This window comes from Vibrio sp. FF145 (assembly GCF_041439075.1).
Taxonomy (GTDB): Bacteria; Pseudomonadota; Gammaproteobacteria; order Enterobacterales; family Vibrionaceae; genus Vibrio; species Vibrio tasmaniensis_A.
Map to the genome: position 1 here is coordinate 1 of NZ_JBGONH010000039.1, position 25,232 is coordinate 25,232.

The window sequence follows — 25,232 nt, forward strand, 5'->3', positions numbered from 1 at the left end:
GGCTTCTCATGTAGGCTAGCTACACATCAAAGCCTCTGCCTTGTATAAATACCCAACAACTCGCTGCAAAAATCAGCTCGAAAGGTCAACATGCCCTAGTAGTACACAAGCAACATGGTAGAATGCCGCCATTAATCTTATCCTTGTATAAGATTGTTGAACCTTTCCATCGCTATTTAGCCAAATCATACCGAGAAACTTATGCCATTTTCCAAGCTTGGATTAAGCTCACCTATTGTTAAAGCCGTTGCAAAACAAGGCTATGAAAAGCCAACCTCTATTCAAGAAAAAGCAATTCCGATTGTGCTTTCTGGTAAGAACCTTATTGCTGCTGCACAAACAGGTACAGGTAAAACTGCGAGCTTTGTTCTCCCTATCTTAGAAATGCTAAGTAAAGGTGAAACACAACGTAAAAAACGTATTCGTGCTGTTATTCTGACACCAACTCGTGAGCTTGCGATTCAGGTTGAGCAGAACATTACTAAGTACGCGAAGTTCCTAAACCTAACATCACTAGCGATGTACGGTGGCGTATCTTACCAACACCAGAAAGACCGCTTGATCGAAGGTGTCGATATTCTTGTGGCAACACCAGGTCGTTTAATCGATATGTACGGACAACGTGCCGTTCACTTTGATGAAGTCGAAGTACTGGTTCTAGATGAAGCTGATCGCATGCTAGACATGGGTTTCATCGAAGACATCAACAAGATCATCGCGCGTTTGCCACAAAACATTCAAAACCTGTTGTTCTCAGCAACGCTATCAACGCCAGTTCGTGCGCTAGCGAAAAGCGCAATCAGTGAAGCGGAAGAGATTTCTATCGCCAAAACTGACGCTTCTAAAGCAAACATCGAACAATGGCTAGTTACAGTCGATAAAGACCGTAAATCTGCACTGTTAAGTCACATGATCACTGACGGTGAGTGGGACCAAGCGCTTATCTTTATCGAGACTAAGCACGGCGCGGCTAAGTTGGTTGCTCAACTTGAAAAGCGTGGTATCGAAGCGGAAGCTTTCCACAGTGGACGTAGCCAAGCGATTCGTGAAAAGATTCTGGCTGATTTCAAAAAAGGCCGTCTAAAATATCTAGTTGCGACAGGTGTTGCTGCTCGTGGTATCGATATTGATAATCTAAGCCGCGTAGTGAACTACGACATCCCATTCCCAGCGGATGACTATGTTCACCGTATTGGTCGTACAGGCCGTGCTGATGCATCTGGTGAAGCGATCTCTTTCCTATCGAAAGACAACTTCAAGAACCTGTGCATTATCGAAAAACGTCTTGGTCACTTGATTGAACGTCGTGTTGTTGAAGGTTTTGAACCACGCAAAGAAGTGCCAATCTCTGTATTGAACTTCGTTCCTAAGAAGAAAAGAGAGCAGCAACAAGACTAAGTAATTTCAGCTATAGAAATGAAAAAGTCGCATTAGCCAAAATGAAAATAAAACGAAGCCCATGTGGCTTCGTTTTGCTCTTAGAAATACAAATAAAATTGAGGCAATAAGATGATCACTCCTATCGCAACGAGATTAACCCGAGGCCAAGACCTAAAGCTTGAGATCCAAAAGCTAGTGACAGCGCACAATATCTCAGCGGGCTCTGTCGCGTCTTGTGTCGGGTGTGTTTCTCAACTCAATATTCGTCTGGCTAATGCAAACAACACCAAGCTAATTATAGATCCGTTCGAAATTGTGTCACTTATGGCGACGCTAACCCCGAACCACCAGCATGTTCACCTATCCGTTGCTGATGAAAATGGCAATGTGATTGGTGGGCATCTGCTTGAGGGAACGATTATCGCCACCACCGCTGAATTAATTGTGCACCGTTACGATACTTTGACCTTCAACAGAGAGCATGATGATACGACGGGTTACACTGAGCTCACTATCAGCAGTAACACATAATAGCTTCACTGATAGCAGCACCAAACGCCTCATATAAAGCGATACCACCCAATAGTAATTAGGAAACACGATGGCTCCAAACTCCGCAGACTCCGTTATCGTTCTCGATTTCGAAACCACAGGCTTATCACCAAACATGGGTGACCGAGCGATTGAAATCGGTGCGGTTAAATTAGTTAACGGCGAAGTCGTCGACACCTTTCAGCAACTCATGAACCCAGGGTTTCGTGTTAGTGGATTCATTGAAAGCTATACCGGAATCAGTAACCGTATGTTAAGCACAGCGGCCAGTTGCAGTGAAGTGATGGATGAGTTTGCAGACTTTATCCAAGGCAGCCAACTTGTTGCTCACAATGCATCGTTTGATAAGCGCTTTCTCGATGCGGAATTAGACTTTATTGGCCGAGACTACACAGGCAAGTTCGCTTGCTCAATGTTGATTGCTCGCCGCCTAATCCAAGATGCGCCGACTCATAAGCTAGGCGACCTTGTGCGCTTTAAGAATATCGACAACGACGGTACTTTCCACAGAGCGTTAGCCGATTCAGAAATGACAGCACGGTTGTGGTTATTGATGATTGATGAGCTTCAAAGTGACCACGGCATTCAACAGCCGAGTTTTCAACTGATGCAGAAAATATCTAAGACCGCTAAAGGCTCTATTCCAAAGCTGCTGATGAGCAACAGAAATTAAATATCTAAACTCTCTCCCCTTCAAGTTTGATTGACAGGCTAGTCACATGGATAACTACTAGCCTTTAGAACGAAAGAAGACTCTACTCCTGCAGTGATTCAAATGTTCCTTTAAGGCTTGCTAATTCACCCATGAAATAAGCCCACTGCTTATTAGTGCTGCTTTCTACGATATCGACTAAAAAATTGGCTGATGTCTGCATGTTCTTGTTAAGCTCAGGCTCAAGTCCTTCAGGGTAATAAGCTTCATTGTTCAGAAGCAGGTTCATAATAATCGGCTGAGCTATATCTAAGTCGCTTTTCTTTTCTATCAGTGTCGATAAATCTTGGTAGGTATTATTTTGATATTGGCGCCAGTTATCGTTGGTATTTACCCATTCTTGAGACCAAGTTGAAATAATCTGCTTTTGCTCTTTCGATACCGTCCCTAGCCATCGCTCTAACCGATCTTCAATTCGACTTCGATAACGTTCTCTCGAATCTTCATCATTCAATGATAATCTTTCTTCGTAATATTCTTGCTGCTTTTCCCTAAAGTTCTTTAAGAATTCCTTATCTTGTTTAAGGTTAAACTGCATGCTTAACGCGTAAATATCGGGAGAGAACTTACTAACGATTGAGCGAATATGTTCTTTAATTTGGTCACTTTGTTCAGTGATAAAAGCAGAACTCATATCAGAACGATCTGTGTTTAAGATCACTTCTAATTGCGATATATACAGCGGCAGTTGAGTTTCTTTATGCCATTGCTGTAATAAATCGAGGCGCTCTTCGAGCTCGGATTCTTGACTATTCGATAGAGAAACAAAGTCTTCAATATAGCTAACGACAAACCAGCTTATATTGTTATAGGCAAATTTAGTCCCGCAGCCAGAGAATAGAAAACAGCTTAATAAGACTAACCAACGACACTTTCTCATTACACCCTCTCACAACATTTTACTCAACAACGAACCTCAAGACGATCTTATAACATTAGCTACAAAATCGGGTTCTCGTAAAAACTTTCGGATAAATTGAGACTCAGACTTGCTAATCTAACTATTTCGGCAAATGATTAAACTAAAAATAATTAATGGCAGTGATGTAACTTGATTTTTATTGCTCATTTGACGCAATACGAACCCTATAAATGAGTTGGGTTGGCGTATTTCAAATGATTGATATTTGGGAGGGGAGCTATGGCCGCTATTCCTGATCATCCAAGCGATTTAGAATATGAGCTTTGTTATTTTGACGATGGTTCAATAACCACAATCACGATATTGGTTCACAATCGAAAGGAAGCGATGACTTGGTATCTTAGCGAGGGAAAACATATCAACGATCTTTATTCGATAAGACCCGATGAATAATGCTTTGGTATAGAGAACTAGGTCGATAAACCTAAGAGAGTAAACTTGAGTGGCATTTTGTGGAACACCCTTTACTGCAATGTCATTAAGTAACAATCTCGTTAATTAGACATATCGCAGCAAAGGGATTCAGTCTCGAATTATTTCAGAATTCGGGCGCGGAATTGACGACCCTTCATTTTACCTGATTCGATTTTACCTAATGCTTTCTTAGCCATTGATCTTTCTACAGCAACGTAAGCACGCATCGCGAACAAGTTGATCTTACCTACTGATTTACCATCAATACCGCCTTGGCCTGTCAACGCACCAAGGATATCACCTGCGCGAAGTTTCGCTTTCTTACCACCATCAATCTGGATCGTTACCATGTTTGAGTAGTACGGCTTAGCAATTGGTTTAGCTGGTAACTGAGACGGTTCGATTGGCATATCCATGTACTCATCAATTTGAGCAACACGGTGCATCTCTTTTTCGCTAAAGAAGCTGATAGCGACGCCTTTACTTCCTGCTCGTCCAGTACGACCGATGCGGTGTACGTGAACTTCAGGATCGCGAGACAACTCAAAGTTGAACACAGCATCTAGGTTATCAACATCAAGACCACGAGCAGCAACATCTGTTGCAACCAAGATAGAGATGGTTTTATTTGAGAACTGAACCAAAGCTTGGTCACGTTCACGCTGTTCCATGTCGCCATGAAGCTCAATAACACTGAAGCCACGGTGGCTTAGCTCGTCGTTTACGTTCTGTACTTCTTTCTTAGTATTACAGAACACAACCGCTGACTCTGGTTGATGATGAAGAAGCATTAGCTCTAGTGCGTCATCACGAGCTTCAGTACCTTCAACCTTATAAAAGTGTTGCTGGATGCTTGAGTGATCGTGTGTTGATTCAACCTTCACCATTTCAGGGTTATTCATGATGCGGTCTGCAACAGATTTAATCTGTTTAGGGAAAGTTGCACTGAACAATAACGTTTGACGATCTTTTGGTGCTGCTTCAATAACAGCATCTAGTGCATCTTGGAAACCCATTTCCAGCATGCGGTCGGCTTCATCTAACACAAGTGTGTTCAACTCAGACAGGTCAATGCGGTCTCTCTCTAGGTGGTCGAGGATACGACCAGGAGTGCCCACAAGAATGTGTGCGCCATGCTCTAATGAACCAATTTGTGGGCCCATTGGCATACCGCCACATAGTGTCAGCACTTTAATATTGTGAATACCACGAGCAAGAGTACGGATCTCTTTTGCTACTTGGTCTGCTAGCTCACGAGTCGGACATAACACTAAAGACTGAACACGGAAACGCTTAACGCGTAGGTTTTGCAGCACGCCTAAACCAAAAGCAGCTGTTTTACCTGAACCCGTTTTACCCTGACCGATAACATCCTTGCCATCCAGAATAGTAGGAAGACTTAACGCTTGAATAGGCGTCATTTCAGTATAACCAAGAGAATCTAACGTATTTAGAAGCTCTGGCTTAAGGGCGATTGAAGAGAATTTTGAAGTGCTCAATGGAAATATCCAACTGGTGAAAAACAGAGTGCATTATGAGTGTTTTTGAAAATTATTCCACCTTAATCACAGTTTTGAAGAAATAGGTTAGGCGAACACAAAAAAGCCAGCTTTGTTGGCTGGCTTATCGTCATTTTCGAATTACTTCTTATGGCACACCGTGACCTTTTGAGGCAACCCAAACGCGATACCATTGCTCGCGCGTCAGTTCGATTTTCAGTGCATCAACGGCCGTTTTCACACGCTCAATCTTACCGGAACCAATAATAGTAATCGGATTAGAGGGTAATCGACGAACCCAAGCGTAAATTACTTGGTCAATACTATCTGCACCCACTTCTTGGCGAATGGCTTCTAGTTCATCACGAACACGAATCGCTTGTGCTGAAGCGCCACTAAAGATGCTACCACCACCGAGACAAGACCACGCCATTGGACGAATACGGTTCATCTGCAGTTGATCTAGCGTGCCATCATGAGCCACTTCGAAGTTCAATGGGTTGATTTCAACTTGGTTCGTCACCAGTGGCTTACCTAGCCGTGATTGCAGTAAGTCGAACTGACGCGGTGAAAAGTTAGAGACACCGAAGTGCTTAACTTTACCTACCTTATGTAGTTCAGCGAACGCTTCTGCCACTTCATCCGCGTCCATCAATACGTCAGGGCGATGAATCAGTAATACATCAAGTTCGGTTACACCCAAACGCTCTAGAGAGTTATTTACTGATTGGTAAATATGGTGCGCGCTGGTGTCATAGTGATTGATCTTGCGATCTGGAGTGTGGTCACCACACAAGTTGATGTCGCACTTGGTGACGATTTGAATATCATCTCGAAGGCTCGGCTCAAGCGCTAATGCTTCACCAAACAACTTTTCACATTGGTAGTTACCGTAAATGTCCGCGTGATCAACCGTTGTGATGCCAAGATCAATGTGCTGCTTTAGGAAAGTCAGACGTTGTTGCGGGGTCATACCCCACTCAGCTGTACGCCAGTATCCTTGCACCAGCTCAGAAAGTTCTGGGCCTTGTGGCGCTACCGTTACTTTTGCAACCATGGGTTGTCTCCTTTATCAATACTGAACGTATCCTAAGCTCGTTTTACCGAAGGCTCAACGTATAACAAATGGCAAAGGTAAACGCTTACTAAAAATGTGAGAGCCACAGAAAAACGAACACTTAAATGAATTATAACTTGCTGTCTGCCCGTGAGCCGTTCTCCTGAAAGGCTTGTTTACTCTGATGAGTGACGAAACCATCTATAAATTTGAGCAATTAAAAGCGATTTAGTTCAACCGTTAAGTTGTCACCATCACTATGTAACTGAATCCAAGGGGCTGAAGAACTAGAAGAAGATGAGGAAGAGCTAGGCACATTCCATACACTCATTTGCTCAGAGGAATGATGTGGTGAGTTGATGAATTCTACGAGTTGTTTATCTACCTTGTCGTAACCAACTCCCTCACGTTTCGCTTGTTCGAGTTGAGCGACGACATCAAAATCATCCTCTCCAATGCGAATTGAACTGAGAGCAAAGCCATCTTGACGAAGATATGCCTGAAGCTTTGTGTAACTTAGGTTCGAATATGGCAGATTAAGGCGAACCACTTCGACGCTTGAGTCACCCAACTCCAGTTCAACATAAACATCCAAATCGTAATATTGGGTTAAGTCACTGCACAACAGAGTGCCTTCAACTTCGCCACAATCCATAAGATCGATATCGTTAATATAGTTTTGAGAACTCGGTTGAGTTGGGTTGCTATTGAATACCGTCCGTAACCACCAGCTTTCACTCGCCTGCGCAGAAAATGAAAGGGTATTCAGAGTCAATAACAAAGGCAGGATTAAGCTAGGAAGAGTTCTCATTATTTGTGCTTATTTCACGCGGTATGGAGCGTGCATTATACGTGACCAATCAACAAACAACTGCTCGATTTACATCTATAAAACTAAAAATATTGCTCAACGATAAGATTAACAAACTTGATACTAAGAAGAGTTGCACTCTGTTATATCTGTCGTCACACAATACACCCCATGAATGTGTCATAATGTTGAAATTAATGAATAATTTACAAGGAACGTCCATGACTGCAACGAACTATCTCAACCAATTGAACCAAAAGTATCTTGCGACTCATAAAGCGAAAGAAGACTTCTTTTGGGATACTTATATGGGGATCAGTGATGACCATGATGGCTCGACACTCGCGCAGACCCAATGGACTGAATTTCTTAGCTCTGCCGAGCAAATTGCTGCTATCGAAACGCAGCTAGCTACTATCGAAGAAATTCAAGACCCTCAAGAAAAAGAGAGCACGCTAACAGGCTTGAATGGTTGGTTAGCGACCTTTAGATCTCACGCTATTGAGTCTGAGCAGTCACAGAAGCTTAAAGCCGAACTCATAAAGTTTGAGGCTGAACTGTTTGAGAAAAAACAGAATCATGTAATGACTTACGTGAATGAAGCGGGCGACGACACTGAAGGGTCGTTACCGGTTCTAGGTTCAACAATAAGAACCAATAGTAATGAAAAAGTTAGGCTTTCAGCTCACCAAACACTACTAGGTTTAGAGCAGTGGCTGCTGGCTAACGGCTTCATTGAACTCATCAAAAAACGCAACCAGTTTGCTCAATCGCTGGGTTTCAAAACCTTTTTTGACTATTCCGTCGTTAAAACCGAGCAGATGACAACTGAGCAACTGTTTACAATTCTGGATGACTTTGAAGTTCGCACGCGAGATAACCATCAACAAAGCCTAGAGAGCTTAACTCAGAAAAAAGGTCAGAGCGCTCTAGAAGCCCATAATTTCACCTACTCTTTTGCAGGTGACGTCATGAATGACTTAGACCCTTATGTTCCATTTTCAAAGTCACTAAGGCGTTGGGTTGAGTCTTTTGGTCGTCTTAATATCGAATACTCACAAGCAACATTGAAATTAGATTTGCTTGATCGTAAAGGAAAGTATCCAAACGGTTTCTGTCATGGGCCAGTTCCTTCTTTCTACGATCAAGATACTTGGGTAGCTGCACAGGTCAACTTCACGAGCAACGCCAAGCCCGACCAAATCGGCAGCGGTTATGATGGTATCAATACGCTGTTTCACGAGGGCGGCCACGCTGCACATTTCGCTAATGTTAAAATGAATGCGCCTTGTTTCTCTCAAGAATTTGCACCAACATCGATGGCTTATGCCGAAACTCAATCCATGTTCTGTGACAGCTTATTGAATGACGCCGATTGGCTAAAACAATATGCCCTGGATTCAGAAGGCCAAGCAGTACCTGATGAGCTAATCAAAGCCATCATAGATAACAAACAACCGTTCAGAGCCTACCAAGAACGAAGCATTCTTGTTGTTCCCTATTTCGAACGAGCACTTTACGAATTGGCGGATGAAGATCTGACACCTGAAAAGATCACTGCTCTTGCTCGTAGCAGTGAGAACACGATTCTTGGATTGGCTTGTAGCCCTCGCCCATTAATGGCGATCCCTCATCTATTGTCGGATGAAGCCTCTTGCGCATATCAGGGTTACTTATTAGCTCATATGGCCGTGTATCAAACTCGTGCATATTTCACCGATAAGTTTGGTTACTTAACGGATAACCCGGAGATCGGCCCTTTGTTAGCTAAGCACTATTGGCACCAAGGAAATAGCGTGAATCATAATGGGACAATCGAAAGCCTGACTGGGGAAGGTTTTAATGCCAAGTACCTCGCTGACGAGTGCAACTTATCGCCAGAAGAAGCTTGGGCTATTGAAGATCAAAAAATCAAACAGCTGTCGACAAGAGAACGAGCACCCGTCGCTGATTTGAATGCGAAGATATCAATCGTTGATGGGACAACCGAGTTGGCGAATAATGATAAGTCAAACCATCAGATGTGTGATGAGTTTGAACACTTTATCGTTGGGCAATACGGCCGATAGCGGGTGCTGAGCATCTGTAACCAAGGTTGAACCAAAAAACTCAAACGAAAAAAAGGACGATATTTAATCGTCCTTTTTATTTACAGCATCGACCCTACACAGTGACACAATTTAAACGAGATTGAACATCAAAAATAATGTCGACAGAATCAAGGCTTCTTAGTGATTTCCTATGAATACCACATATCTGCCCTGTCAAAACAATATAAAACTTTTCTGTTTTGAGTAAATTCCAAGCTTCATCAAGAGATTCAGCATAAACCTTGTTCTTGAGATCTTGCGGGCGAGTACCTGCAACTCTTCCATGTTTACGCGCCAATTCAAATAATCCATTTCGATTCGGTTTACATGTAAACAGAGTGTCATTTCCGTAAATAACACCCTTGGCAGTAATGCTCTTAACCATTACATTCTCCAGATTATCATTCCACTCATAACACTGAGTACCAAACCACATATCGGTTGGATACTTAAACGGCAAAACGAAGAGAACATGGTGTAACGACCGGGCATGCGACACACCATAGCAATCAGATTTAAAGTTCTTAAGCTCTCAAAGCTATTAAGCTATTAAGCTATTAAGAGCTTAGAAGTAGTAGTAAGCTGCTGCGAATACGTGTGTTTCTTCGTCGTACTGTGCGCTAGTTGAACCCATGCGTGCACCATCAATATCTTGTTTGATATCAATACCCATGTCAGCGTTGTCTGCAATACGGTACATTGCCGCGATGTTGATGTAAGAAGCATCTACGTCCGCTTGGCCATCAAGTTCATTGCTGTTAGAGGCGTAACCAGCTGCAATTGTTAGGTCTTCAGAAACCGCGTAACCACCTGAAACGTAGTAACCCGTGTCTTTCTCAGAATCTGCGTCATCAATCCAAGAGTTCATACCTAGTGTTAGGTCACCAATTTTTACGTTACCAGTTACCGTGTAAACTTCGTAATTAGCTTCGTAATCACGGTTTTCGTAACCTGCGTATAGGTTGAATACCTCTTGCTCTAGACCGATGTAGCCGTTCACACCTTTGTCGAACTTATCATTGTTACGAGAATCTTTCGTTTCGAAGTAAGAGATACCGTAAGCGATACCGCTTGTTGCACCCTGGAACTTAACAACATTGAAGCCGTCAGAAGCATCACCAGCAGAAGCGCCAAACTCGTAAGTGTTATCACCAGCACCGTCAACTTTATCTAGTGCTGTATCATTTTCCCAACCGAATGAAGCGATACCGAAACCAGTGTCAAAACCAAGCCAAGCTTTGTCTACATCAGCAGCAGGGCCAGTATCGATGCCATTTGTCCACTTGTAGTTAACTGAATCATTCGCTGAAACGTTATTGTCTGTTGTGTAGTTCACCATCAAGTCTGTTTCGAAGTAACCAACAATACGGTTGTTACGGTAGTTTACTGCAAGTGTTAGGCCTGTAGCCCAGTCATCGTAGAATGCTTTAGAACCAGTGTCGTAGTAACCGCCAACACCCATAGCACCAGATACTGAGAATTGATCTTTATGCATTGAATCAAATGCGAACATGTCTTCATTTTGGCTGTTTTGGCTGCTTGTATTTACCGCGAAAGCTGAACTTGAAATGCTTGCAATCGCAAGTGCTACTAATGTCTTTTTCATAATAACCACTACCTATATATTGATTCGGCCTTGTTAGTCCGGCCTTTTGGAGTAGCGCTATTGTTCAAAAATTTGTGTTGTGGATATACCGTAAAACTACTGGAATTTTATCGTTGCGATGAATTTAATTACATAATGATATATTGATATTACTTTTATATTGAGAAGCGCAACCCAATCGTAAACCCAATATCAGTGCTGTTATCCATATTGCGAATATTCTCTGTCATCAAGGCTTCTAAACTAAACCTATTGAATCGGTACCTATAACCTAGCACCACTTCATTAGACGGCTCTGAAAAATCTGGTTCATCCGTTGCCCACCCTTGATAATTTAAAGACTCAACTAACAAACTGTGCCGAGCATTAAACATATACTCATACCCTAATGCCCAACTTGCGCTGAACCCCTCTAAACTAACTAAGTAGTCATCACCGTTACGGTGAACCAAACCTACCGTTGAAAAAAAGTTATGCCTTAAGGTGATAAAGCTGTAGTTAAGTTGGACGCCTTGTTCGAAGCTAGTTCTGGCAAACCGGCCACTTTTTACGTTGTTGTAAAATAAAGAGCCACCAGCAGAGAGCGACATCGGCCCTCTAGAATGCAACAGAAGCTCATTGTAAAAAGTCAGCGCATTGGTTAAATCATCCCCCTCAAAATCAGACACATGAACCCCTGCATGATTAAAATCCATGGTGAACTGATCTTCAGCCACTTCATCACGGCCATTTTGTCCAATACCAAACAGATCGTGAAAACCCATCACAAAACTGTCTAAACCATTATCTTTTGCAGTCACAACTCGATAATCCAGCTCGGTTTTCCAAATTGGAGATGCTTGCCACTCAATCGCAATATTTGACTGGTTTTGATAATAGTCGAGCGAATACGCACTCGTGTGTGCCCATATACTGGCTTGGGTATAAGAGGACTTGAACTCAATAGTCCCCACCCTTTTGGGCTGAGCAGAACGAAGTTGTGTTGAAAGCACATTTGAATGAATAGGTGACTGCGCATAGACAAACATTGGGGATGCGTTCGCGCTTGCAGTAGGATGAAAAAAAGTCAGTATCGAGACTGAAATACTCAGTAACGCCCTTAAACTTATCACAGTGTTTACTCGGTTGTATAAATGCCCGATTTTATTAAAAAACACCGTTCAATTAATGCAGTAGATCTACCGCTTATCATCCTAACATTTAGATTAAAGAGTTATAAAAAAACGAAAATTAGAACCTCTCGAAAATGTAATCATCTTATCTTGCACTGTGCTTTACGAACGCATAGTCTTCGGGATATTAACCTGATGAATATATTGATAGAGGAAAGGTATGTCGGCTACTAACCTAAATTTTGAACAATTGTTGATGAAGCAATCAACGACTCTCATCAATAGCGATCCTAAGTGTTTTCAAGCTACTTGGTCAGAAGCGAGCTTTGACGTACTCGATTGGTTTGGGATGGATCGTTTAACACTCTACCCTAACTCAATGGTCTTACTGGAAGACGGAAAGACTTGTTCAGTATCGAAAGCGAACATACCTCCGGTTAATAAACAGAGTCTCATTGGTGGCAACTATCTTGATTATCTAAAGCTGCTAAAGACCAAAAAAACTTATCTCGCGTTTTCGAAAGACGACCTTGAGAACACTCAGAATTACGTATTAAAGCAGTTATACAAAGAAGGGGGCCGATGGCACTGCATCATTCCTTTGCAACTCTTTAACCAACGCTGGGGAGCACTGTCTTTTACTAACTTTCACGACAACGATACCACTTTCGCTCTCGAAGACATCCAGCGCTTAAAATTAGTCTGTGAGCTTTGGCTCTGTTATTGGCAGCACTCAACGCTAGCCAGAACATTAAAGCAAAATGAGAATAGGCTAGAAGATGACAGTGACAAATTACTCTTACTCACCAAGAAGCAGACCAAAGTGTTGGCCCTTATTGCTCAAGGCCTAAGTGCAAAAGAGTGTGCGGAACAGCTCCATCTAAGCTCTCGAACTATAGAATCGCATAAGTACAGAATGCTTGGGTTGCTCGATTTGAACAACCACAATGACCTCCTTCAGTTCGCGTTGCGTAATGGGTTAGGTATTACAGAAAACCTGCACACAACGCGTTAAAGCAATCTATTGACCCTGTAAATCATTCTGTGTTCGGTGACCTTCAGCTCTTTATATCTGAAGGTTCTGTATTTCTGAAAGTTCTATATTTCTTGAGTTTAAGGACACTGGCTACTCGTTACCTTCACTCAGAGCAAATTTAATTTCATCCGACGAAAAGCCTTTTCGACTTAGCATCGCGTAAGCCTTAGAGCGTTCTTTATGATCGTTTAGGTCATAAGACTTCTTCTGCAACTGTTCTAAACACGAAGAATAGAAATCTAGCTGCTCTCCATTAATCAATCGGTCGATGAGCGATGACAGCTCACTGGTGTCGATTTGTCGTTGTCTAAGGTCTTGCTGAATGGCGGTTAGACCCTTGCCTTTACGAGCATACTTGAGCACCTCTTTTTCCAAATCGGCTTTCTCGGCCTTAATTTGAATATTACTTTTCAGTTGATGTGCTTGTGGGTGTTGGTCAATCGCTACCTTAACTTGTTGATAGCTAAAGCCACGCTTTTGCAGAGTCGCAACCAGCTTTTCACGGCTCATGGTAAAGCTTGAGTAGTAGTGGTTGATTCGGTCTATCAAGATGGTTTGTTCATCGATAGACTTTTCGAAAGACACCTTATGGATTGCATCAGAAATCACTGAATCGGTCAGGCCTTTCTTCTTCAATTTTTCGACAATATATCGAGAACCAAATTCACCTGAGAACGCTTGTTCTACGAATTGTTCAGCAAACACTTGGTCAGACTTGAGATACCCAAAGCCCTTCAAAGTATTCAACGTTTCATCGATCCATTCTTGATTGTCGGTTTTCCCTTTGAGCTTCGCTACCAACTCACTTTCTGTCATATCTCTCTGAGTTAAATGCCACATCGCAGAGTTCATAACGCTTTCGATTCGCGTCGCTTTTCTTACCGTTGTATTTCTACCATTCGTTTTTTGCTGTGAATCATCCATTCGATTTCAACTGTCCAAACTAAGCCTACCTCATCATAACTTAATTCTAAGGTGGTTGAATTACCTAAAAGAGTGAAGCTCAATATAAACGGCAACCAATAAAAATGGACGCTTATTCAGCGTCCATTTGATATCACATTAAGTAGAAATCGACCTTAAGCCGTACTTAGTTTTTTTGGATTAGCTCTCTTCGTGATTGTAAACATGTACATCACGTTGAGGGAATGGAATCGTGATGCCCTCTTCATCGAAGCGTTTCTTCACGGTTTCCGTCACATCCCAATACACTTCCCAGTAGTCATCTGTCTTAACCCAAGGTCTTACAACAAAATCAACTGAAGACGTATTCAAGGTGTGAAGCTTGATCATATGCTCTGGTTTTTTCAACACTAGAGGGTGAGCAAGAATGATGTCGTTCAATACCGATTTTGCTTTATCGATATCATCTGAGTAACCGATACCAAAAACCATATCAACACGTCTCACACGCTCTGCTGTGATGTTGTTGATCACGTCACCCCAGATCTTGTTGTTTGGGATCACCAAGCGTTGGTTATCGATGGTTTGAACGGTTGTCGATACTAAGCTCATGTCTTTTACAGTGCCTTGAACACCAGCGACTTTGACCATGTCGCCAACATCGTACGGACGGTAGATCAAGATCATCAAGCCCGATGCAAAGTTAGACAGCGTATCTTGCAATGCAAAACCAATGATGACACCCGCAACACCGAAACCCGTTAATAGTGGTGCTAGCTCAATCCCTATTTGAGACAGGGCGATCAGCAAACCAACAAACACGACCGCTTTAGATGCAATTGATACAAAGAAGTCCTGCATCAATACACTGAAGTCCATTTTAGAGTGCGAAACACTCTTACGAACGGTTTTACGAGCCACATTAGCAATAAGGCGAGTTACATACAAAATACCGAGGAAAAGCGCGAGTTTAACGATAAATGAAGGGGTATTTTCAAAAGCCCATGAACTGAATGAACGAAGCCAACCATCCAACAACTCCAGTGCAACATCAACATCCAATACATCAGCGTTAATGTCGCCGGTGGTCGCTAATAGAATACGCTTGTACGAGGTGACATCCACACCAAATGGCACCATCATGGAGATACTTTTCTCTAAGCTGGCAACCATAACGCTGGTTCGTTCTCTGAAACGTATTAATTCAGTTTTTATCGTCGCCTTTTCTTCTTCACTCACAAAAGACAAACGGCGCTCTAAATCTTGACGCTGCGTGTCTGTGTAGAGAATCGCATTTGTCAGATATTGCGAACGAGAAACTAGTGCGGTTTTTAACTGACTTTCCGCAGCCGATACATCAACGCCTCGATCTTTTGACCAACTTAAGGTCTTAGAAAGTTGCTGATAGTAGTCATCCATCATTCCGATACGTTTTTGAATCAACAATTCAAGACGCTTTTTTGCATCCCCTTCAGCCGAACGGTTGTCTTTGCTCATAGAGACAATTTTAACTTCGTTCAATGACAGTAAATGCTGTAAAAGCTCTACTTGCTGGGCAAGAACAGCGTCTAAGCCTTGCTTCTTATCAGATGATAATTGGGAGGATATCTCTTTGCGTAGTGCTTGGTTCTTTCTTCGCAATATGTCTTCTAGAAACGGCTTTTCAGCATCGTGCGCTGTTTCTAATGTAGCGAGGTCCAGCATTAGCTGGTCTTGTACTTCTGCTATTTTATCGACGCTTTGCGCAAAACTTCCAAATGCGACAAACGCCAACATTAACAATAGACAACGCCAAACCTTCATCATACTAATTCCTATTATTGTCTAAATTGACCCTATAAATAGTAGTAAAAAGAAGATGGATAACAAGCATTTAAACGTATGTTGTGTTAAAACTTTGCAAATTATCAGCCTGTATCTAATATTTGAGAGTTCCAATCCCCTCTTATGACCTGTAGAGTACGCAACCAACAAAGAACAACAGCCAATATCGTCATTTAGGTGCATGTACTAAATCGCCTTAAATCCTATGTTGGCTCACAGCAAAAGAGCATAAAAATGAACAACGAACTTGATGTTATTGAGTCTCTAGAAGAGCTAGAGCAATTCCTAATTTCAGTAGAAGCAGGGGGCTTAGGTCTTGAAGACGTTGAAGGCGTAGGTATGGCCACCAATAATTCTGATGGTCGTCATTTCGTTGCAGTATTCAACAGCAGTCACAAGGTTTTACTCGCTCGCTGGATCACTAAAGAAATCTTTGAAAATGGTAAAGACCTTGTGCGCAACGGTCCTCGCCGTTCTCACTAAACCTTTCCGATAGCACCAATGGTTAAAGCCCAATACACCATCTACGAACTGTTGGGCTTTTTTGTATCTCCTGATAATGAATAGAGCACTCTATACAGGATAAATTGGCGATAACTTCCAGTTGTTGTGAACTTTATCTAGAGCTCAATGTCGTATTTGCGTGAGTTGGTGTTTATGCATCGTTTATCGTGTATCTACGGTTTATCGCGTTTATACATCGTTTCACTTTAACAATTTCATGACTTGTGACTCGAAGAGATCTTATTTAAGCTAACCGCAATTCAATGAGCTCGCTTTAACTATTAACTATTAACTGATTAGATTACTGACTGATTTGCTGAACACATCGCTACTCATCTTATCCACACAGAACCGCCGACAAAAGCATTCGCTTTGGGCGCTGTTCCTTACCGGACTGGTTATCGTAACTTGTCTGGCGAGTACGCTGTCTGCAAACAAAGTAACCACTTCAGCTTCCCTAACTGGACAATCAATACTTGTCGGCGCAGAAACCAGCCACCCACAAGCAATCGTCGCACCTTTCGATAAAATGTCTGAGCTCTATGCCAGCGTTTTTGGTTCAGAAGCTTCTAAAACTCTGTCAGCGCCAAATTCTAGCGCGTGCAGCCTAAGCTCCAAAATGCTCACCTTCGCGACACCTAAAACAGGTTGGCTGATTCCTTTTATCCTGTTTATTGCTGTTGCGTACAGCCTATCACCGCACATATCGAGATTGTCTAGAGATAACCATCGCTCTTCTCGACCTACAAAACACCGCTTACATCTAAAGCACTGTATATTTAGAGAGTAAATAACCGGGCTACTACACCCTTTTATTTATTTTTTGGAGATACATTTGTGTACAACACACTACTAACTAAGTTTGTCGATTCGTTGGCATTCTGCATGCGTACATGCGCGAAAACGCTAGTCACTGCCCTTTTGGTTATGACGTCATTTACTGCCTTGGCACAGACGACGGGCTGGCTCAGCGTGCCTGAACATCCACCAGTCAAGATGCGAATGATGTCGACGGGTGAACAATCGGACGACGGTTCTAAGATTCAAACCGTGCTGGATGTCGTTCTCGACGGCGATTGGAAAACCTATTGGCGTAGCCCAGGTGAAGGTGGTATTCCACCAAGTTGGGACTGGTCTGGTTCCACAAACATAGAGTCGGTAGAGTGGCATTGGCCGATCCCTAAATATTACGAACAACTGGACGTGATGACGTTAGGCTACAAAAAACACGTCAGCTTCCCAGTAACGTTGACACTGAAAGACAACACGAAGCCAGCACTGTTCAAGGCGTCGTTCACCTTTCCGTCGTGTACCAATATCTGTGTTTTAACCGATTACGACATCGAATTGCCGATTGATCCGCAAACATTAGAGCTCGATGAAGAAGCGATGTTCTTGTTCAATCAAGGCATGAGCCAATCTCCACGAGAAGCTAACCGCACTTCAGTGAACGGCCTGTTCTGGGATAAAAGCAAACAACAACTGGTGACTCAGCTAACAAGTAAGGAAGGCTGGGATAAACCGATGGTATTGATTGATGGGCAAGAAGTGCTTGATGACTTCTTCTCTCCACCAACCGTCCACATCACAGACAATACAATGACCGCAGTATTCGATGTGAGTAACTGGATCGGCGAGGTCGACTTAACGGATCGCACAGTGAGTATTACCGTTTCAGATACTAACTTTGCCGAAGAGATGACCGCGCAAGTTGGGTCAGACCCGATAGCTTACCAAACAAGCAACAACAGCTTTCTAGTCATGCTTGGTTTTGCGTTAGTGGGCGGTTTAATCCTCAACATCATGCCGTGTGTTCTACCCGTATTAGGAATGAAGTTAAACAGCATCATTCAGAACCAAGGTGCTTCAAATCGCCATATCCGACTCTCATTCCTAGCGTCTGCTGCGGGGGTTATCACTTCGTTTTCGCTACTAGCTCTAGGCATGACCGTTCTGAAAATGGGTGGCAATGCGATTGGTTGGGGAATCCAGTTCCAAAATGTTTGGTTCATCGGGTTCATGCTGATCATTACCCTACTGTTCTCAGTTAACCTACTCGGTCTATTCGAATTCAGGCTTCCATCAGGCTTGAACACTTGGATGGCAACCAAAGGCGACGACTCACATTCAGGTCACTTCATCCAAGGCATGTTTGCGACACTATTGGCAACGCCTTGCAGTGCTCCATTCCTAGGAACTGCAGTGGCTTATGCTCTGGGCGCAAGTTACCAAGAGTTGTGGGCTATCTTTATCGCACTCGGCATTGGTATGAGCGCACCTTGGTTGATCTTCGCGCTATCCCCAAGCCTAACCAAATTGCTTCCAAAGCCTGGGGCATGGATGTTCAAAGTTAAGCTGGTATTTGGCTTAATGATGTTCATTACCAGCCTATGGCTAACAAGCCTTCTGAGCCCATTCATTGGTAAATTCCCAACTATCCTGCTGTCGCTATTTATCGTGATTTCAGTACTGGTTTGGATTGGCATGAAACTGGGTCGCAAGGTGCTTATTCCTATCGTCGCAACCACAACCTTGGTGTTTGGTGCTGCATTGATCGTCGGTAGTGTCACCGCTGATAACTGGGCGACTCCGATTGTTGACGATCTCGCTTGGCAAAAACTGGATGCGAAGCAAATCCCTCAGTTGGTCGAGCAAGGAAAAACAGTCTTTGTCGACGTGACTGCTGAATGGTGTATCACCTGTAAAGCCAACAAAATTGGCGTCATTCTTCAAGATCCTGTCTACAGCCACCTGCAACAAGAAGACATTGTTTTGATGAAAGGCGATTGGACAACACCAAGTGAAAGTGTCACTCAATACTTACAAAGTAATGGGCGATTTGGTGTGCCATTTAATATCGTTTATGGCCCGAGCTATAAAAATGGTATTCCATTACCCGTAATTCTAGACAGTGACACTGTTATTCAAGCCATCGACGCTGCGAGATAATTGATGAAGACGCCCAACAACGAACAAAAGCCTAGCTCTGCTGAAGATAACGCTGTAAAGGCTGAAACCAAAAAGCCAAGCCGTCTTAAGAAGTGGGGAAAGGAACTCGTTTCAATGATACTGATCGTTGGCGTGGTTTCGTTTGCCATGGATTTTTACCACAGCAGAAGCATGCCTCAAGGAGACGCGATTCCAATCGTGGGTCAGTCGATCCAAGGTGAGGATATTGATGTTATCGAGCTAAGCAAAAGCGGTAAGCCCGTTATTGTCTATTTTTGGGCGACTTGGTGTAGCGCGTGCAAATTGGTGAGCCCGACGGTTAATAGCTTCAGCGACTCCCATCAAGTAGTTTCTGTCGCACTTTCATCTGGCCCAGACGAACGTGTTCAGCGCTTCTTAGACGCCAAAGAGTATGACTTCCCTGTTATCAATGATCTCTCTGGATCGATCAGCAGAAGTTGGGGAGTCAATGTCACGCCAAGTATTGTCATCATCAAAGATGGAAAGATCAGCAGTATCGCAACCGGCGTTACTTCCCCTATCGGCCTGTGGTTAAGAACCTACTTTGCATAACTCGCTCACTAAGAAAAACAGAGCAGAGCAAATGAACCGATTAAAGCCAATTTAACAAACAATAATACCGTGAGCGCGACCCAAAACGCGCTCACGATTATCAAGAATTAGAGAATAAACAACATGAAAAAACATCTGATTTGCACACTGATTTTAGGCTCACTAATGAGCACAAGTGCCTTCGCTGAGTTAAGCACAGAACAAACCCAGCAACTCGAAGAAATTAACCAGTTCCTGAAGGAGAATCCTTCTACGATTTCAGGGCTGCATACCAGTTTAGAGCAGTATGTCGCGGGCCAAGCGCAAGCAAAGAAAGCTCAAGCAGAGAGTCACGACTGGTTGTATAACAATGACGCTCACCCAATCACGGGCAACCCTGACGGAAAATCAGTCATCGTTAACTTCACTGATTACAACTGCCCTTTCTGTAAACGCTTAGAGAAAGGCTTAGTAAAATTAGCTTCTGAAAATAGTGATATCAAAATCATCAATGTGTACTTGTCATTTAAGCAGCAACAAGTAGATGGCCTTGATACCAATGCAGCTCTATACGCGATGAAAGTATGGAAAGATAATCCAGAAGCCTTCCCTGAAGTCAACAGACTGCTGATGGCAAAAAGTGGTATTCACTCGAAAAGCTCACTAGAAGCCGTAGCCAAGAAGACAGGAACAGAAGCGGAACTAAAAACAACTCAAGAACAAAACCAGGTTCTAACCACTAACCATCAAACCTTTAGCGCTCTGGGTTTAACAGGAACGCCAACGATGATGATGAATGATCAGCTTCTACCGGGCTATGTGCCTTACGATCGACTTAAAGATATCGTGGATGATGCTTTTTAATCGAGCGTAGATAGAGATAAAGACTAGAAAGAGAAGTGAATAAAAGCCGACTCGCGCAACACCCAGTCGGCTTTTTCATTGTTTGAATAAAGTAGATAGTCCATTTACCTTAAATTTAAAGGTGAGTTGAATCCTAAAAACGACCAAAGTTAAAATGCGTACATTCTTTTGTCCGTCGATAGTTCAAAACAGTACTCTGCGTGTTTTCTAAGGCATTCAAACACTTCTCGATCCAACTTATAACTATCAACTTGGTCCGTTAATATCGCTAGAGTTTCTTCCAGTGTCATACCTTTACGATAAGGGCGAGACTGGGTTAATGCTTGGAATACATCGACTACAGCAACAATTCTACTGGGTTGATCTAAATCTTCAGCCGTTTTACCCATCGGATAGCCTGAACCATCTAACCTTTCATGGTGGTCGGAAGCCCACTGACACACCTGAGGCGAACTAAACAGCTCCTGCAGCGCGAATCGAGTATCTGTCGCATGGCGTTTAATACAACAGTATTCTTCGTCAGTGAGCAAATCTGGCTTATGAAGAATGTCACCAGGGGTTTGCAGTTTGCCAATATCGTGAACTAAACCAGCTAAATAGAGCTTTCTCTGCGTTGTGTGTGAATAACCAAGTTGTTTAGCTAGATATTCAGAAAGTTGCCCTACCTTCAACGAGTGCTTGAAAGTGAACGAGCTTTTCGTATCAACGACATTAGCAATAAACTCGGCAAAGGCGACTGTTTCATCCAGCGACATTTGCTGAGAGAAAAAGGGTACAGGTTCAAAGTTATCTCTCATATTCTCGATGTAAGGGGTCTCCATCGAGAACCAAAAATCATCCAGATCAACCAACTCACACATGTGCTGTACAAGATTGGTTTCGAACATCTCGTCCGCTTGCTCAGTCAAACGTCCAATAATGCTCGCTTTACCGTCTGGGGTTAGGTTCCCATAACGATCAGAAGCGGTTATGCCATATAGATAGTCAACTCTGTCAGCAAGCATCACAACTGCAGCCAGTTCCTTTTCTAATTCACTGATATTCATAGTCTTTAGATCTAACCAAGGGGTATGATGATAAAGAACTGGCTTAGCAAATATAGAAAGAACAGGGCACTCCTTTAAAATTTGGTAGCCCTTTTGACAATGGTAATAAGTCGAGTCGGGAACAAACCCCGAATTCAGTCGACGTTGCTCGTCTATTTGCGACACTCCGCAGTCGTGAATTAGCCCTAACGAAAATGCGAGCTGTGCCTGCTCCTCTTCCCACCCCACGCTCAGAGCACATCGATATGCGATGTAACCCACCCTCTGTCCATGGTTTTTGCTTTCAAAACCGACGTTATCAAGCGCCTTAGCAATACCAAATAGAGCCTTTCTTAGGTCTACGGTTACCTCTTGGCAATGTTGATTCATTACTTAAGCCTAGTATTTTTATAGTTTTTATATATTTAGGCTGCTAATACTAATGCATGACCAACGATCATACCCGCAATTATTATAAGGTTTAATGTATTTCGTGATAGACCTAGCGTATCACGAATAATTCGCGCTACAAGTGGTTGCATATTCAAAATTGTGCGACATTATAACCTGCCGACCAAAAGACACTTAAATCATCAGCCAAAAGAAAAGGGAAAACATGTTTAAAACAGTTATCGATGAAGAGTTATCCATCGCTCTGGTTGAAGAGAACTTCGCATCTCATTACGCGGAAATTTCACAAAGCCAAAATGAGTATCTTAGCCAATGGTTAGCATGGCCACCGCACTGCAAAACAGAGCAGGACTTTAGGATCTTCATCCAGCGCTCGCTACATGATTACGCGGAAGGCAAAAGCATGACATGTGCGATTGTGTACAAAGACAATATCGTCGGTAACTGTAGCTTTAACACCATTGACCACAGCAAACAGAAAGTCACGATAGGCTATTGGTTGTCTGAGACTTACCAAGGTAACGGGATCGTTACACGCGTAGTTGAGAAGCTCATTGATATTGCTTTCAATGAGTTAGATATGGAAAAGGTGGAGATATCAGCTGCAACTGGCAACCAGAGTAGTCGCAAGGTTTGTGAGCGCTTACATTTCACATTAGAAGGTATCATAACTCGTAACGAGAACTTAAATGGCCGTATCATAGATCATGCTATTTATGGCCTTCATCGTTTAAGCACCAACAATATCTAAGCTTGATTTTCTACTTGGTAAATTTTGCCAATTGATAGTGAATGATAATTGGTAATTAGTAAGTTAATTAAATTAGTAAGCCACGATATTAAACCGTGGCTTTCATTTTTAAGAGTCTAATTGGTCTCTTACTAAAATCATTTACGTGATCTTTGGGATTAAGATACAGAACTTGGCACCACCGCGATTGCTATCGCAGATCCGAATGTCCCAAGAAAGCTTTTTAGCCGCTGAAATCGCTATCGCTAGACCTAACCCTAACCCACCAGTTGCTGATGCTCTGCTAGAATCTAAGCGAGAAAACGGAAGGAATACTTCTTCACGCCTGTCCTCCGGTATCCCAGAGCCATTGTCTTCAATCAGAACCAGCCAATTTTCTGAGTTCTCGTCCAGAGTTACCCAGACTTTGTCTTGTGTGTAATTCCCAGCGTTCTTAATCACGTTATCAAAAACCAAACGCGCCATCGAGCAATCACACTTAATTTTGCACTCTAGCTTTACTTTGGACTCAAAAATAACATTGTCTAACTCCGAGTAACGGATTCTATCTAAACAATACTCGCGAAGGTCAGCTTTCACTTTAACAAGCTCGAAGAAAGAATTATCCATGACATTCAACTTCGACAGCATGATAATTTCTGACGTGAGGTCGTTGATATCCCCGATGTAGGTATCAATATCATCGAAAAAAACCTGATGATGCTCTGGAGCTTCCCGCCTTAAGAGATCCGTCGCCAATTGAATACGGCTTAGCGGTGTACGGACTTCATGTGGAATCGCTTGAGCAAATATATGACTTTGTTTTACTTTGCTCTCAATCTCCTCAGCCATGAAGTTAAAACTTTTGGCTAGCTCAGACACTGGGTGTATATCATCTACGTCAGAGCGAGTACTCAGCTTCCCCTTACCAAACTGCTTCTGTTTCTCAACAAGTAACTCTATTCTTTCTTGAAAACGCCTAACAGGTAAGTAAACACTTGCGCCAATAGCGAAGATAACGGCCAACAAAAGCCCAATAAGAAAGTTTCTTTCTGAATCTTCATACCACTCAATTTCAGGTGAGAAGAAATCGCCTACCTCACTGAACGCAAAGCTAAACCTAGAATTTGGTAGCTGAAATACTGCCGAATAGAGATTATTTTCACTTAGGTATACCGGTACACCATTCAAGGTGGTAAATAACTCGCATCGTTGACACGGAGCCTCTCCCGACCAATTCTCCAACAGGCGTAAATTGAAAATATAAAATTGCTGGTAGCCTGTTCTGTCGAGTTCTTTATATAGCGAGTTTTCTCGGTTGTGTTGACGAACATACTGCTCAGAAAAGTAGATGCCATCATTAAGGAATATTTCGATCTGGGTACGCCGCATGTGCCCTTCACCAAGGTTCCAAAACAAAAATATCGTTGCCGACATCCCTGCCACAATTCCAAGGTACAAACGAGTAAACATAGAAACAGATCGAAGTTTCACCGCGATAGACTTATACAACCAGCATATACCCCTTGTTACGAACCGTACGGATCAACTGCTTATCTTTTGCATGCATACGCAGCTTCCGGCGCAACCCTGAAACACGCATATCAATAGAGCGGTCGTTAAAGGCATAATCAATACCTCTAAATAGCTGGCAACATTGATCTCGAGTAACGACCTGACAAATGTTATTAACAAGAAGATTTAGAATTTCAAACTCGGCAGAGGTGAGCTTTAGGTTCTGTCCATACAGAGTGGCACTTTGAGCTGTACTGTTGATCACAATTTCACCTGGGGTTTCAGCGGTCGTGTCAGGCTCAGCAACGACAGGGGCTGCGCGACGCAATAGTGCTTCAATTCGTGCCAATAATGCATGACCACGAATAGGTTTTGCAACGTAGTCATCCGCGCCAAACTTAAACAAACTAACCTCACTCATTTCATCAGCAGAGGCAGTCAATACTAAGATAATCCCATTATAAAATTCGCGAGCCTGTCGGCAAATCTGTGCGCCGCTCATTCCTGGAAGCATCAAGTCCAACAGAACGAGATCGGGTTCAATACTGCGGATCGCTTCAATGGCCAAATCCCCTTCATGGACAACGCTAACATTGTAGCCTTCAGCTTCGAGGTAAAGCGTAGTTAAACGCGCTATCGCCTGGTCATCTTCGACAATCAGCACTTTGGTTTTCGACATTTCTATCACCAGCATTTATTAAAAGCGAGGGCAGTATATATACTGTTCATATATCATCAATATTGTTATTGAAGTCACTAACTTA

General features: G+C 42.8%; 24 protein-coding genes. 12 read left to right on the plus strand and 12 right to left on the minus strand.

The window, feature by feature from the left end:
- The first annotated feature begins 201 nt into the window (after positions 1-201).
- The 3 genes from ACED42_RS14965 to ACED42_RS14975 all read left to right on the plus strand — a co-directional run bounded on the left by ACED42_RS14965 (position 202) and on the right by ACED42_RS14975 (position 2,605).
- Positions 202-1,398, plus strand: coding sequence for a DEAD/DEAH box helicase (locus ACED42_RS14965; protein WP_017109066.1), 1,197 nt, complete (start codon positions 202-204; stop codon positions 1,396-1,398).
- Positions 1,399-1,509: 111 nt separating this feature from the next.
- Positions 1,510-1,911: a PPC domain-containing DNA-binding protein gene (locus tag ACED42_RS14970; protein ID WP_371703121.1), complete on the plus strand. Its 402-nt coding sequence runs from the start codon at positions 1,510-1,512 to the stop codon at positions 1,909-1,911.
- Between the two features lie 70 nt (positions 1,912-1,981).
- Positions 1,982-2,605 (plus strand): PolC-type DNA polymerase III, encoded by a 624-nt coding sequence (locus ACED42_RS14975; RefSeq protein WP_017098680.1) that lies wholly within the window; start codon positions 1,982-1,984, stop codon positions 2,603-2,605.
- Positions 2,606-2,687: 82 nt separating this feature from the next.
- Here the strand turns inward: ACED42_RS14975 and ACED42_RS14980 are convergent, their stop codons facing one another.
- A complete protein-coding gene (locus ACED42_RS14980) occupies positions 2,688-3,524 on the minus strand; it encodes a DUF6279 family lipoprotein (protein ID WP_371703122.1) in 837 nt (278 codons plus the stop codon).
- Between the two features lie 261 nt (positions 3,525-3,785).
- Here ACED42_RS14980 and ACED42_RS14985 point away from each other — a divergent pair, with 261 nt between their 5' ends.
- Complete coding sequence (locus ACED42_RS14985; RefSeq protein ID WP_009844771.1) at positions 3,786-3,959, plus strand: hypothetical protein; 174 nt, start codon at positions 3,786-3,788, stop codon at positions 3,957-3,959.
- 140 nt (positions 3,960-4,099) lie between these two features.
- On the opposite strand, the gene dbpA is transcribed toward ACED42_RS14985, so the two are convergent.
- The 3 genes from dbpA to ACED42_RS15000 all read right to left on the minus strand — a co-directional run bounded on the left by dbpA (position 4,100) and on the right by ACED42_RS15000 (position 7,347).
- Positions 4,100-5,479 carry an ATP-dependent RNA helicase DbpA gene (gene dbpA / locus ACED42_RS14990; RefSeq protein WP_009844770.1) on the minus strand — a complete coding sequence of 460 codons (1,380 nt, stop codon included), beginning with the start codon at positions 5,477-5,479 and terminating at the stop codon, positions 4,100-4,102.
- 148 nt (positions 5,480-5,627) lie between these two features.
- Positions 5,628-6,536 carry an aldo/keto reductase family oxidoreductase gene (locus ACED42_RS14995; protein WP_371703124.1) on the minus strand — a complete coding sequence of 303 codons (909 nt, stop codon included), beginning with the start codon at positions 6,534-6,536 and terminating at the stop codon, positions 5,628-5,630.
- A 217-nt stretch (positions 6,537-6,753) separates the two neighbouring features.
- Positions 6,754-7,347: a hypothetical protein gene (locus ACED42_RS15000; protein WP_009844768.1), complete on the minus strand. Its 594-nt coding sequence runs from the start codon at positions 7,345-7,347 to the stop codon at positions 6,754-6,756.
- A gap of 221 nt (positions 7,348-7,568) precedes the next feature.
- Between ACED42_RS15000 and ACED42_RS15005 the strand changes: the two genes are divergently transcribed.
- Positions 7,569-9,416 (plus strand): M3 family metallopeptidase, encoded by a 1,848-nt coding sequence (locus ACED42_RS15005; RefSeq protein ID WP_371703126.1) that lies wholly within the window; start codon positions 7,569-7,571, stop codon positions 9,414-9,416.
- A 94-nt stretch (positions 9,417-9,510) separates the two neighbouring features.
- On the opposite strand, the gene ACED42_RS15010 is transcribed toward ACED42_RS15005, so the two are convergent.
- The 3 genes from ACED42_RS15010 to ACED42_RS15020 all read right to left on the minus strand — a co-directional run bounded on the left by ACED42_RS15010 (position 9,511) and on the right by ACED42_RS15020 (position 12,071).
- Positions 9,511-9,822 (minus strand): hypothetical protein, encoded by a 312-nt coding sequence (locus tag ACED42_RS15010; protein ID WP_029222827.1) that lies wholly within the window; start codon positions 9,820-9,822, stop codon positions 9,511-9,513.
- Positions 9,823-10,002: 180 nt separating this feature from the next.
- Complete coding sequence (locus ACED42_RS15015) at positions 10,003-11,043, minus strand: hypothetical protein (RefSeq protein WP_009844765.1); 1,041 nt, start codon at positions 11,041-11,043, stop codon at positions 10,003-10,005.
- A gap of 155 nt (positions 11,044-11,198) precedes the next feature.
- Positions 11,199-12,071 carry a DUF3187 family protein gene (locus tag ACED42_RS15020; protein ID WP_371703128.1) on the minus strand — a complete coding sequence of 291 codons (873 nt, stop codon included), beginning with the start codon at positions 12,069-12,071 and terminating at the stop codon, positions 11,199-11,201.
- 304 nt (positions 12,072-12,375) lie between these two features.
- Between ACED42_RS15020 and ACED42_RS15025 the strand changes: the two genes are divergently transcribed.
- A complete protein-coding gene (locus tag ACED42_RS15025; RefSeq protein ID WP_371703129.1) occupies positions 12,376-13,170 on the plus strand; it encodes a response regulator transcription factor in 795 nt (264 codons plus the stop codon).
- 111 nt (positions 13,171-13,281) lie between these two features.
- Here the strand turns inward: ACED42_RS15025 and ACED42_RS15030 are convergent, their stop codons facing one another.
- Positions 13,282-14,115: a RecX family transcriptional regulator gene (locus ACED42_RS15030; RefSeq protein ID WP_371703131.1), complete on the minus strand. Its 834-nt coding sequence runs from the start codon at positions 14,113-14,115 to the stop codon at positions 13,282-13,284.
- A 180-nt stretch (positions 14,116-14,295) separates the two neighbouring features.
- Positions 14,296-15,900 (minus strand): mechanosensitive ion channel family protein, encoded by a 1,605-nt coding sequence (locus ACED42_RS15035; RefSeq protein ID WP_017099775.1) that lies wholly within the window; start codon positions 15,898-15,900, stop codon positions 14,296-14,298.
- A 252-nt stretch (positions 15,901-16,152) separates the two neighbouring features.
- Here ACED42_RS15035 and ACED42_RS15040 point away from each other — a divergent pair, with 252 nt between their 5' ends.
- The 5 genes from ACED42_RS15040 (at position 16,153) to ACED42_RS15060 (ending at position 20,787) form a co-directional block, all read left to right on the plus strand.
- A complete protein-coding gene (locus ACED42_RS15040; RefSeq protein WP_009844760.1) occupies positions 16,153-16,401 on the plus strand; it encodes a hypothetical protein in 249 nt (82 codons plus the stop codon).
- 334 nt (positions 16,402-16,735) lie between these two features.
- A complete protein-coding gene (locus ACED42_RS15045) occupies positions 16,736-17,212 on the plus strand; it encodes a hypothetical protein (protein ID WP_371703132.1) in 477 nt (158 codons plus the stop codon).
- A gap of 95 nt (positions 17,213-17,307) precedes the next feature.
- Positions 17,308-19,371, plus strand: a complete 2,064-nt coding sequence (locus tag ACED42_RS15050; protein ID WP_371703163.1) for a protein-disulfide reductase DsbD family protein — start codon at positions 17,308-17,310, stop codon at positions 19,369-19,371.
- A 3-nt stretch (positions 19,372-19,374) separates the two neighbouring features.
- Positions 19,375-19,944 carry a protein disulfide oxidoreductase gene (locus ACED42_RS15055; protein ID WP_009844757.1) on the plus strand — a complete coding sequence of 190 codons (570 nt, stop codon included), beginning with the start codon at positions 19,375-19,377 and terminating at the stop codon, positions 19,942-19,944.
- Positions 19,945-20,067: 123 nt separating this feature from the next.
- The gene (locus tag ACED42_RS15060) at positions 20,068-20,787 is read left to right on the plus strand and encodes a DsbA family protein (RefSeq protein ID WP_371703134.1); all 720 of its coding nucleotides are present in this window, start codon (positions 20,068-20,070) and stop codon (positions 20,785-20,787) included.
- Between the two features lie 149 nt (positions 20,788-20,936).
- Here the strand turns inward: ACED42_RS15060 and ACED42_RS15065 are convergent, their stop codons facing one another.
- A complete protein-coding gene (locus tag ACED42_RS15065) occupies positions 20,937-22,202 on the minus strand; it encodes an HD-GYP domain-containing protein (RefSeq protein ID WP_009844755.1) in 1,266 nt (421 codons plus the stop codon).
- A gap of 226 nt (positions 22,203-22,428) precedes the next feature.
- Between ACED42_RS15065 and ACED42_RS15070 the strand changes: the two genes are divergently transcribed.
- Entirely contained in the window at positions 22,429-22,974 is a 546-nt protein-coding gene (locus ACED42_RS15070; RefSeq protein ID WP_371703136.1) for a GNAT family N-acetyltransferase, read from the plus strand.
- Between the two features lie 141 nt (positions 22,975-23,115).
- On the opposite strand, the gene ACED42_RS15075 is transcribed toward ACED42_RS15070, so the two are convergent.
- Together ACED42_RS15075 and ACED42_RS15080 are read right to left on the minus strand one after the other, a co-directional pair.
- The gene (locus ACED42_RS15075) at positions 23,116-24,465 is read right to left on the minus strand and encodes a HAMP domain-containing sensor histidine kinase (protein WP_017099768.1); all 1,350 of its coding nucleotides are present in this window, start codon (positions 24,463-24,465) and stop codon (positions 23,116-23,118) included.
- Positions 24,458-25,147 (minus strand): response regulator transcription factor, encoded by a 690-nt coding sequence (locus ACED42_RS15080; protein WP_029222829.1) that lies wholly within the window; start codon positions 25,145-25,147, stop codon positions 24,458-24,460. Before ACED42_RS15080 ends, ACED42_RS15075 begins: the two co-directional genes overlap by 8 nt.
- Between the last annotated feature and the right edge of the window lie 85 nt (positions 25,148-25,232).

Bases quoted from the DNA above. Each gene is read 5' to 3' on its own strand.
- ACED42_RS14965 (WP_017109066.1), top strand. From the start codon at position 202: ATGCCATTTTCCAAGCTTGGATTAAGCTCACCTATTGTTAAAGCCGTT.
- ACED42_RS15000 (WP_009844768.1), bottom strand. From the start codon at position 7,347: ATGAGAACTCTTCCTAGCTTAATCCTGCCTTTGTTATTGACTCTGAAT.
- ACED42_RS14975 (WP_017098680.1), top strand. From the start codon at position 1,982: ATGGCTCCAAACTCCGCAGACTCCGTTATCGTTCTCGATTTCGAAACC.
- ACED42_RS15015 (WP_009844765.1), bottom strand. From the start codon at position 11,043: ATGAAAAAGACATTAGTAGCACTTGCGATTGCAAGCATTTCAAGTTCA.
- ACED42_RS15005 (WP_371703126.1), top strand. From the start codon at position 7,569: ATGACTGCAACGAACTATCTCAACCAATTGAACCAAAAGTATCTTGCG.
- ACED42_RS15055 (WP_009844757.1), top strand. From the start codon at position 19,375: ATGAAGACGCCCAACAACGAACAAAAGCCTAGCTCTGCTGAAGATAAC.
- ACED42_RS14980 (WP_371703122.1), bottom strand. From the start codon at position 3,524: ATGAGAAAGTGTCGTTGGTTAGTCTTATTAAGCTGTTTTCTATTCTCT.
- ACED42_RS15010 (WP_029222827.1), bottom strand. From the start codon at position 9,822: ATGGTTAAGAGCATTACTGCCAAGGGTGTTATTTACGGAAATGACACT.
- ACED42_RS15050 (WP_371703163.1), top strand. From the start codon at position 17,308: ATGCGTACATGCGCGAAAACGCTAGTCACTGCCCTTTTGGTTATGACG.
- ACED42_RS15040 (WP_009844760.1), top strand. From the start codon at position 16,153: ATGAACAACGAACTTGATGTTATTGAGTCTCTAGAAGAGCTAGAGCAA.
- ACED42_RS15080 (WP_029222829.1), bottom strand. From the start codon at position 25,147: ATGTCGAAAACCAAAGTGCTGATTGTCGAAGATGACCAGGCGATAGCG.
- ACED42_RS15070 (WP_371703136.1), top strand. From the start codon at position 22,429: ATGTTTAAAACAGTTATCGATGAAGAGTTATCCATCGCTCTGGTTGAA.
- ACED42_RS15025 (WP_371703129.1), top strand. From the start codon at position 12,376: ATGTCGGCTACTAACCTAAATTTTGAACAATTGTTGATGAAGCAATCA.
- ACED42_RS15030 (WP_371703131.1), bottom strand. From the start codon at position 14,115: ATGGATGATTCACAGCAAAAAACGAATGGTAGAAATACAACGGTAAGA.
- ACED42_RS14985 (WP_009844771.1), top strand. From the start codon at position 3,786: ATGGCCGCTATTCCTGATCATCCAAGCGATTTAGAATATGAGCTTTGT.
- ACED42_RS15065 (WP_009844755.1), bottom strand. From the start codon at position 22,202: ATGAATCAACATTGCCAAGAGGTAACCGTAGACCTAAGAAAGGCTCTA.
- ACED42_RS15020 (WP_371703128.1), bottom strand. From the start codon at position 12,071: ATGTTTGTCTATGCGCAGTCACCTATTCATTCAAATGTGCTTTCAACA.
- ACED42_RS15060 (WP_371703134.1), top strand. From the start codon at position 20,068: ATGAAAAAACATCTGATTTGCACACTGATTTTAGGCTCACTAATGAGC.
- ACED42_RS14970 (WP_371703121.1), top strand. From the start codon at position 1,510: ATGATCACTCCTATCGCAACGAGATTAACCCGAGGCCAAGACCTAAAG.
- ACED42_RS14995 (WP_371703124.1), bottom strand. From the start codon at position 6,536: ATGGTTGCAAAAGTAACGGTAGCGCCACAAGGCCCAGAACTTTCTGAG.
- ACED42_RS15035 (WP_017099775.1), bottom strand. From the start codon at position 15,900: ATGATGAAGGTTTGGCGTTGTCTATTGTTAATGTTGGCGTTTGTCGCA.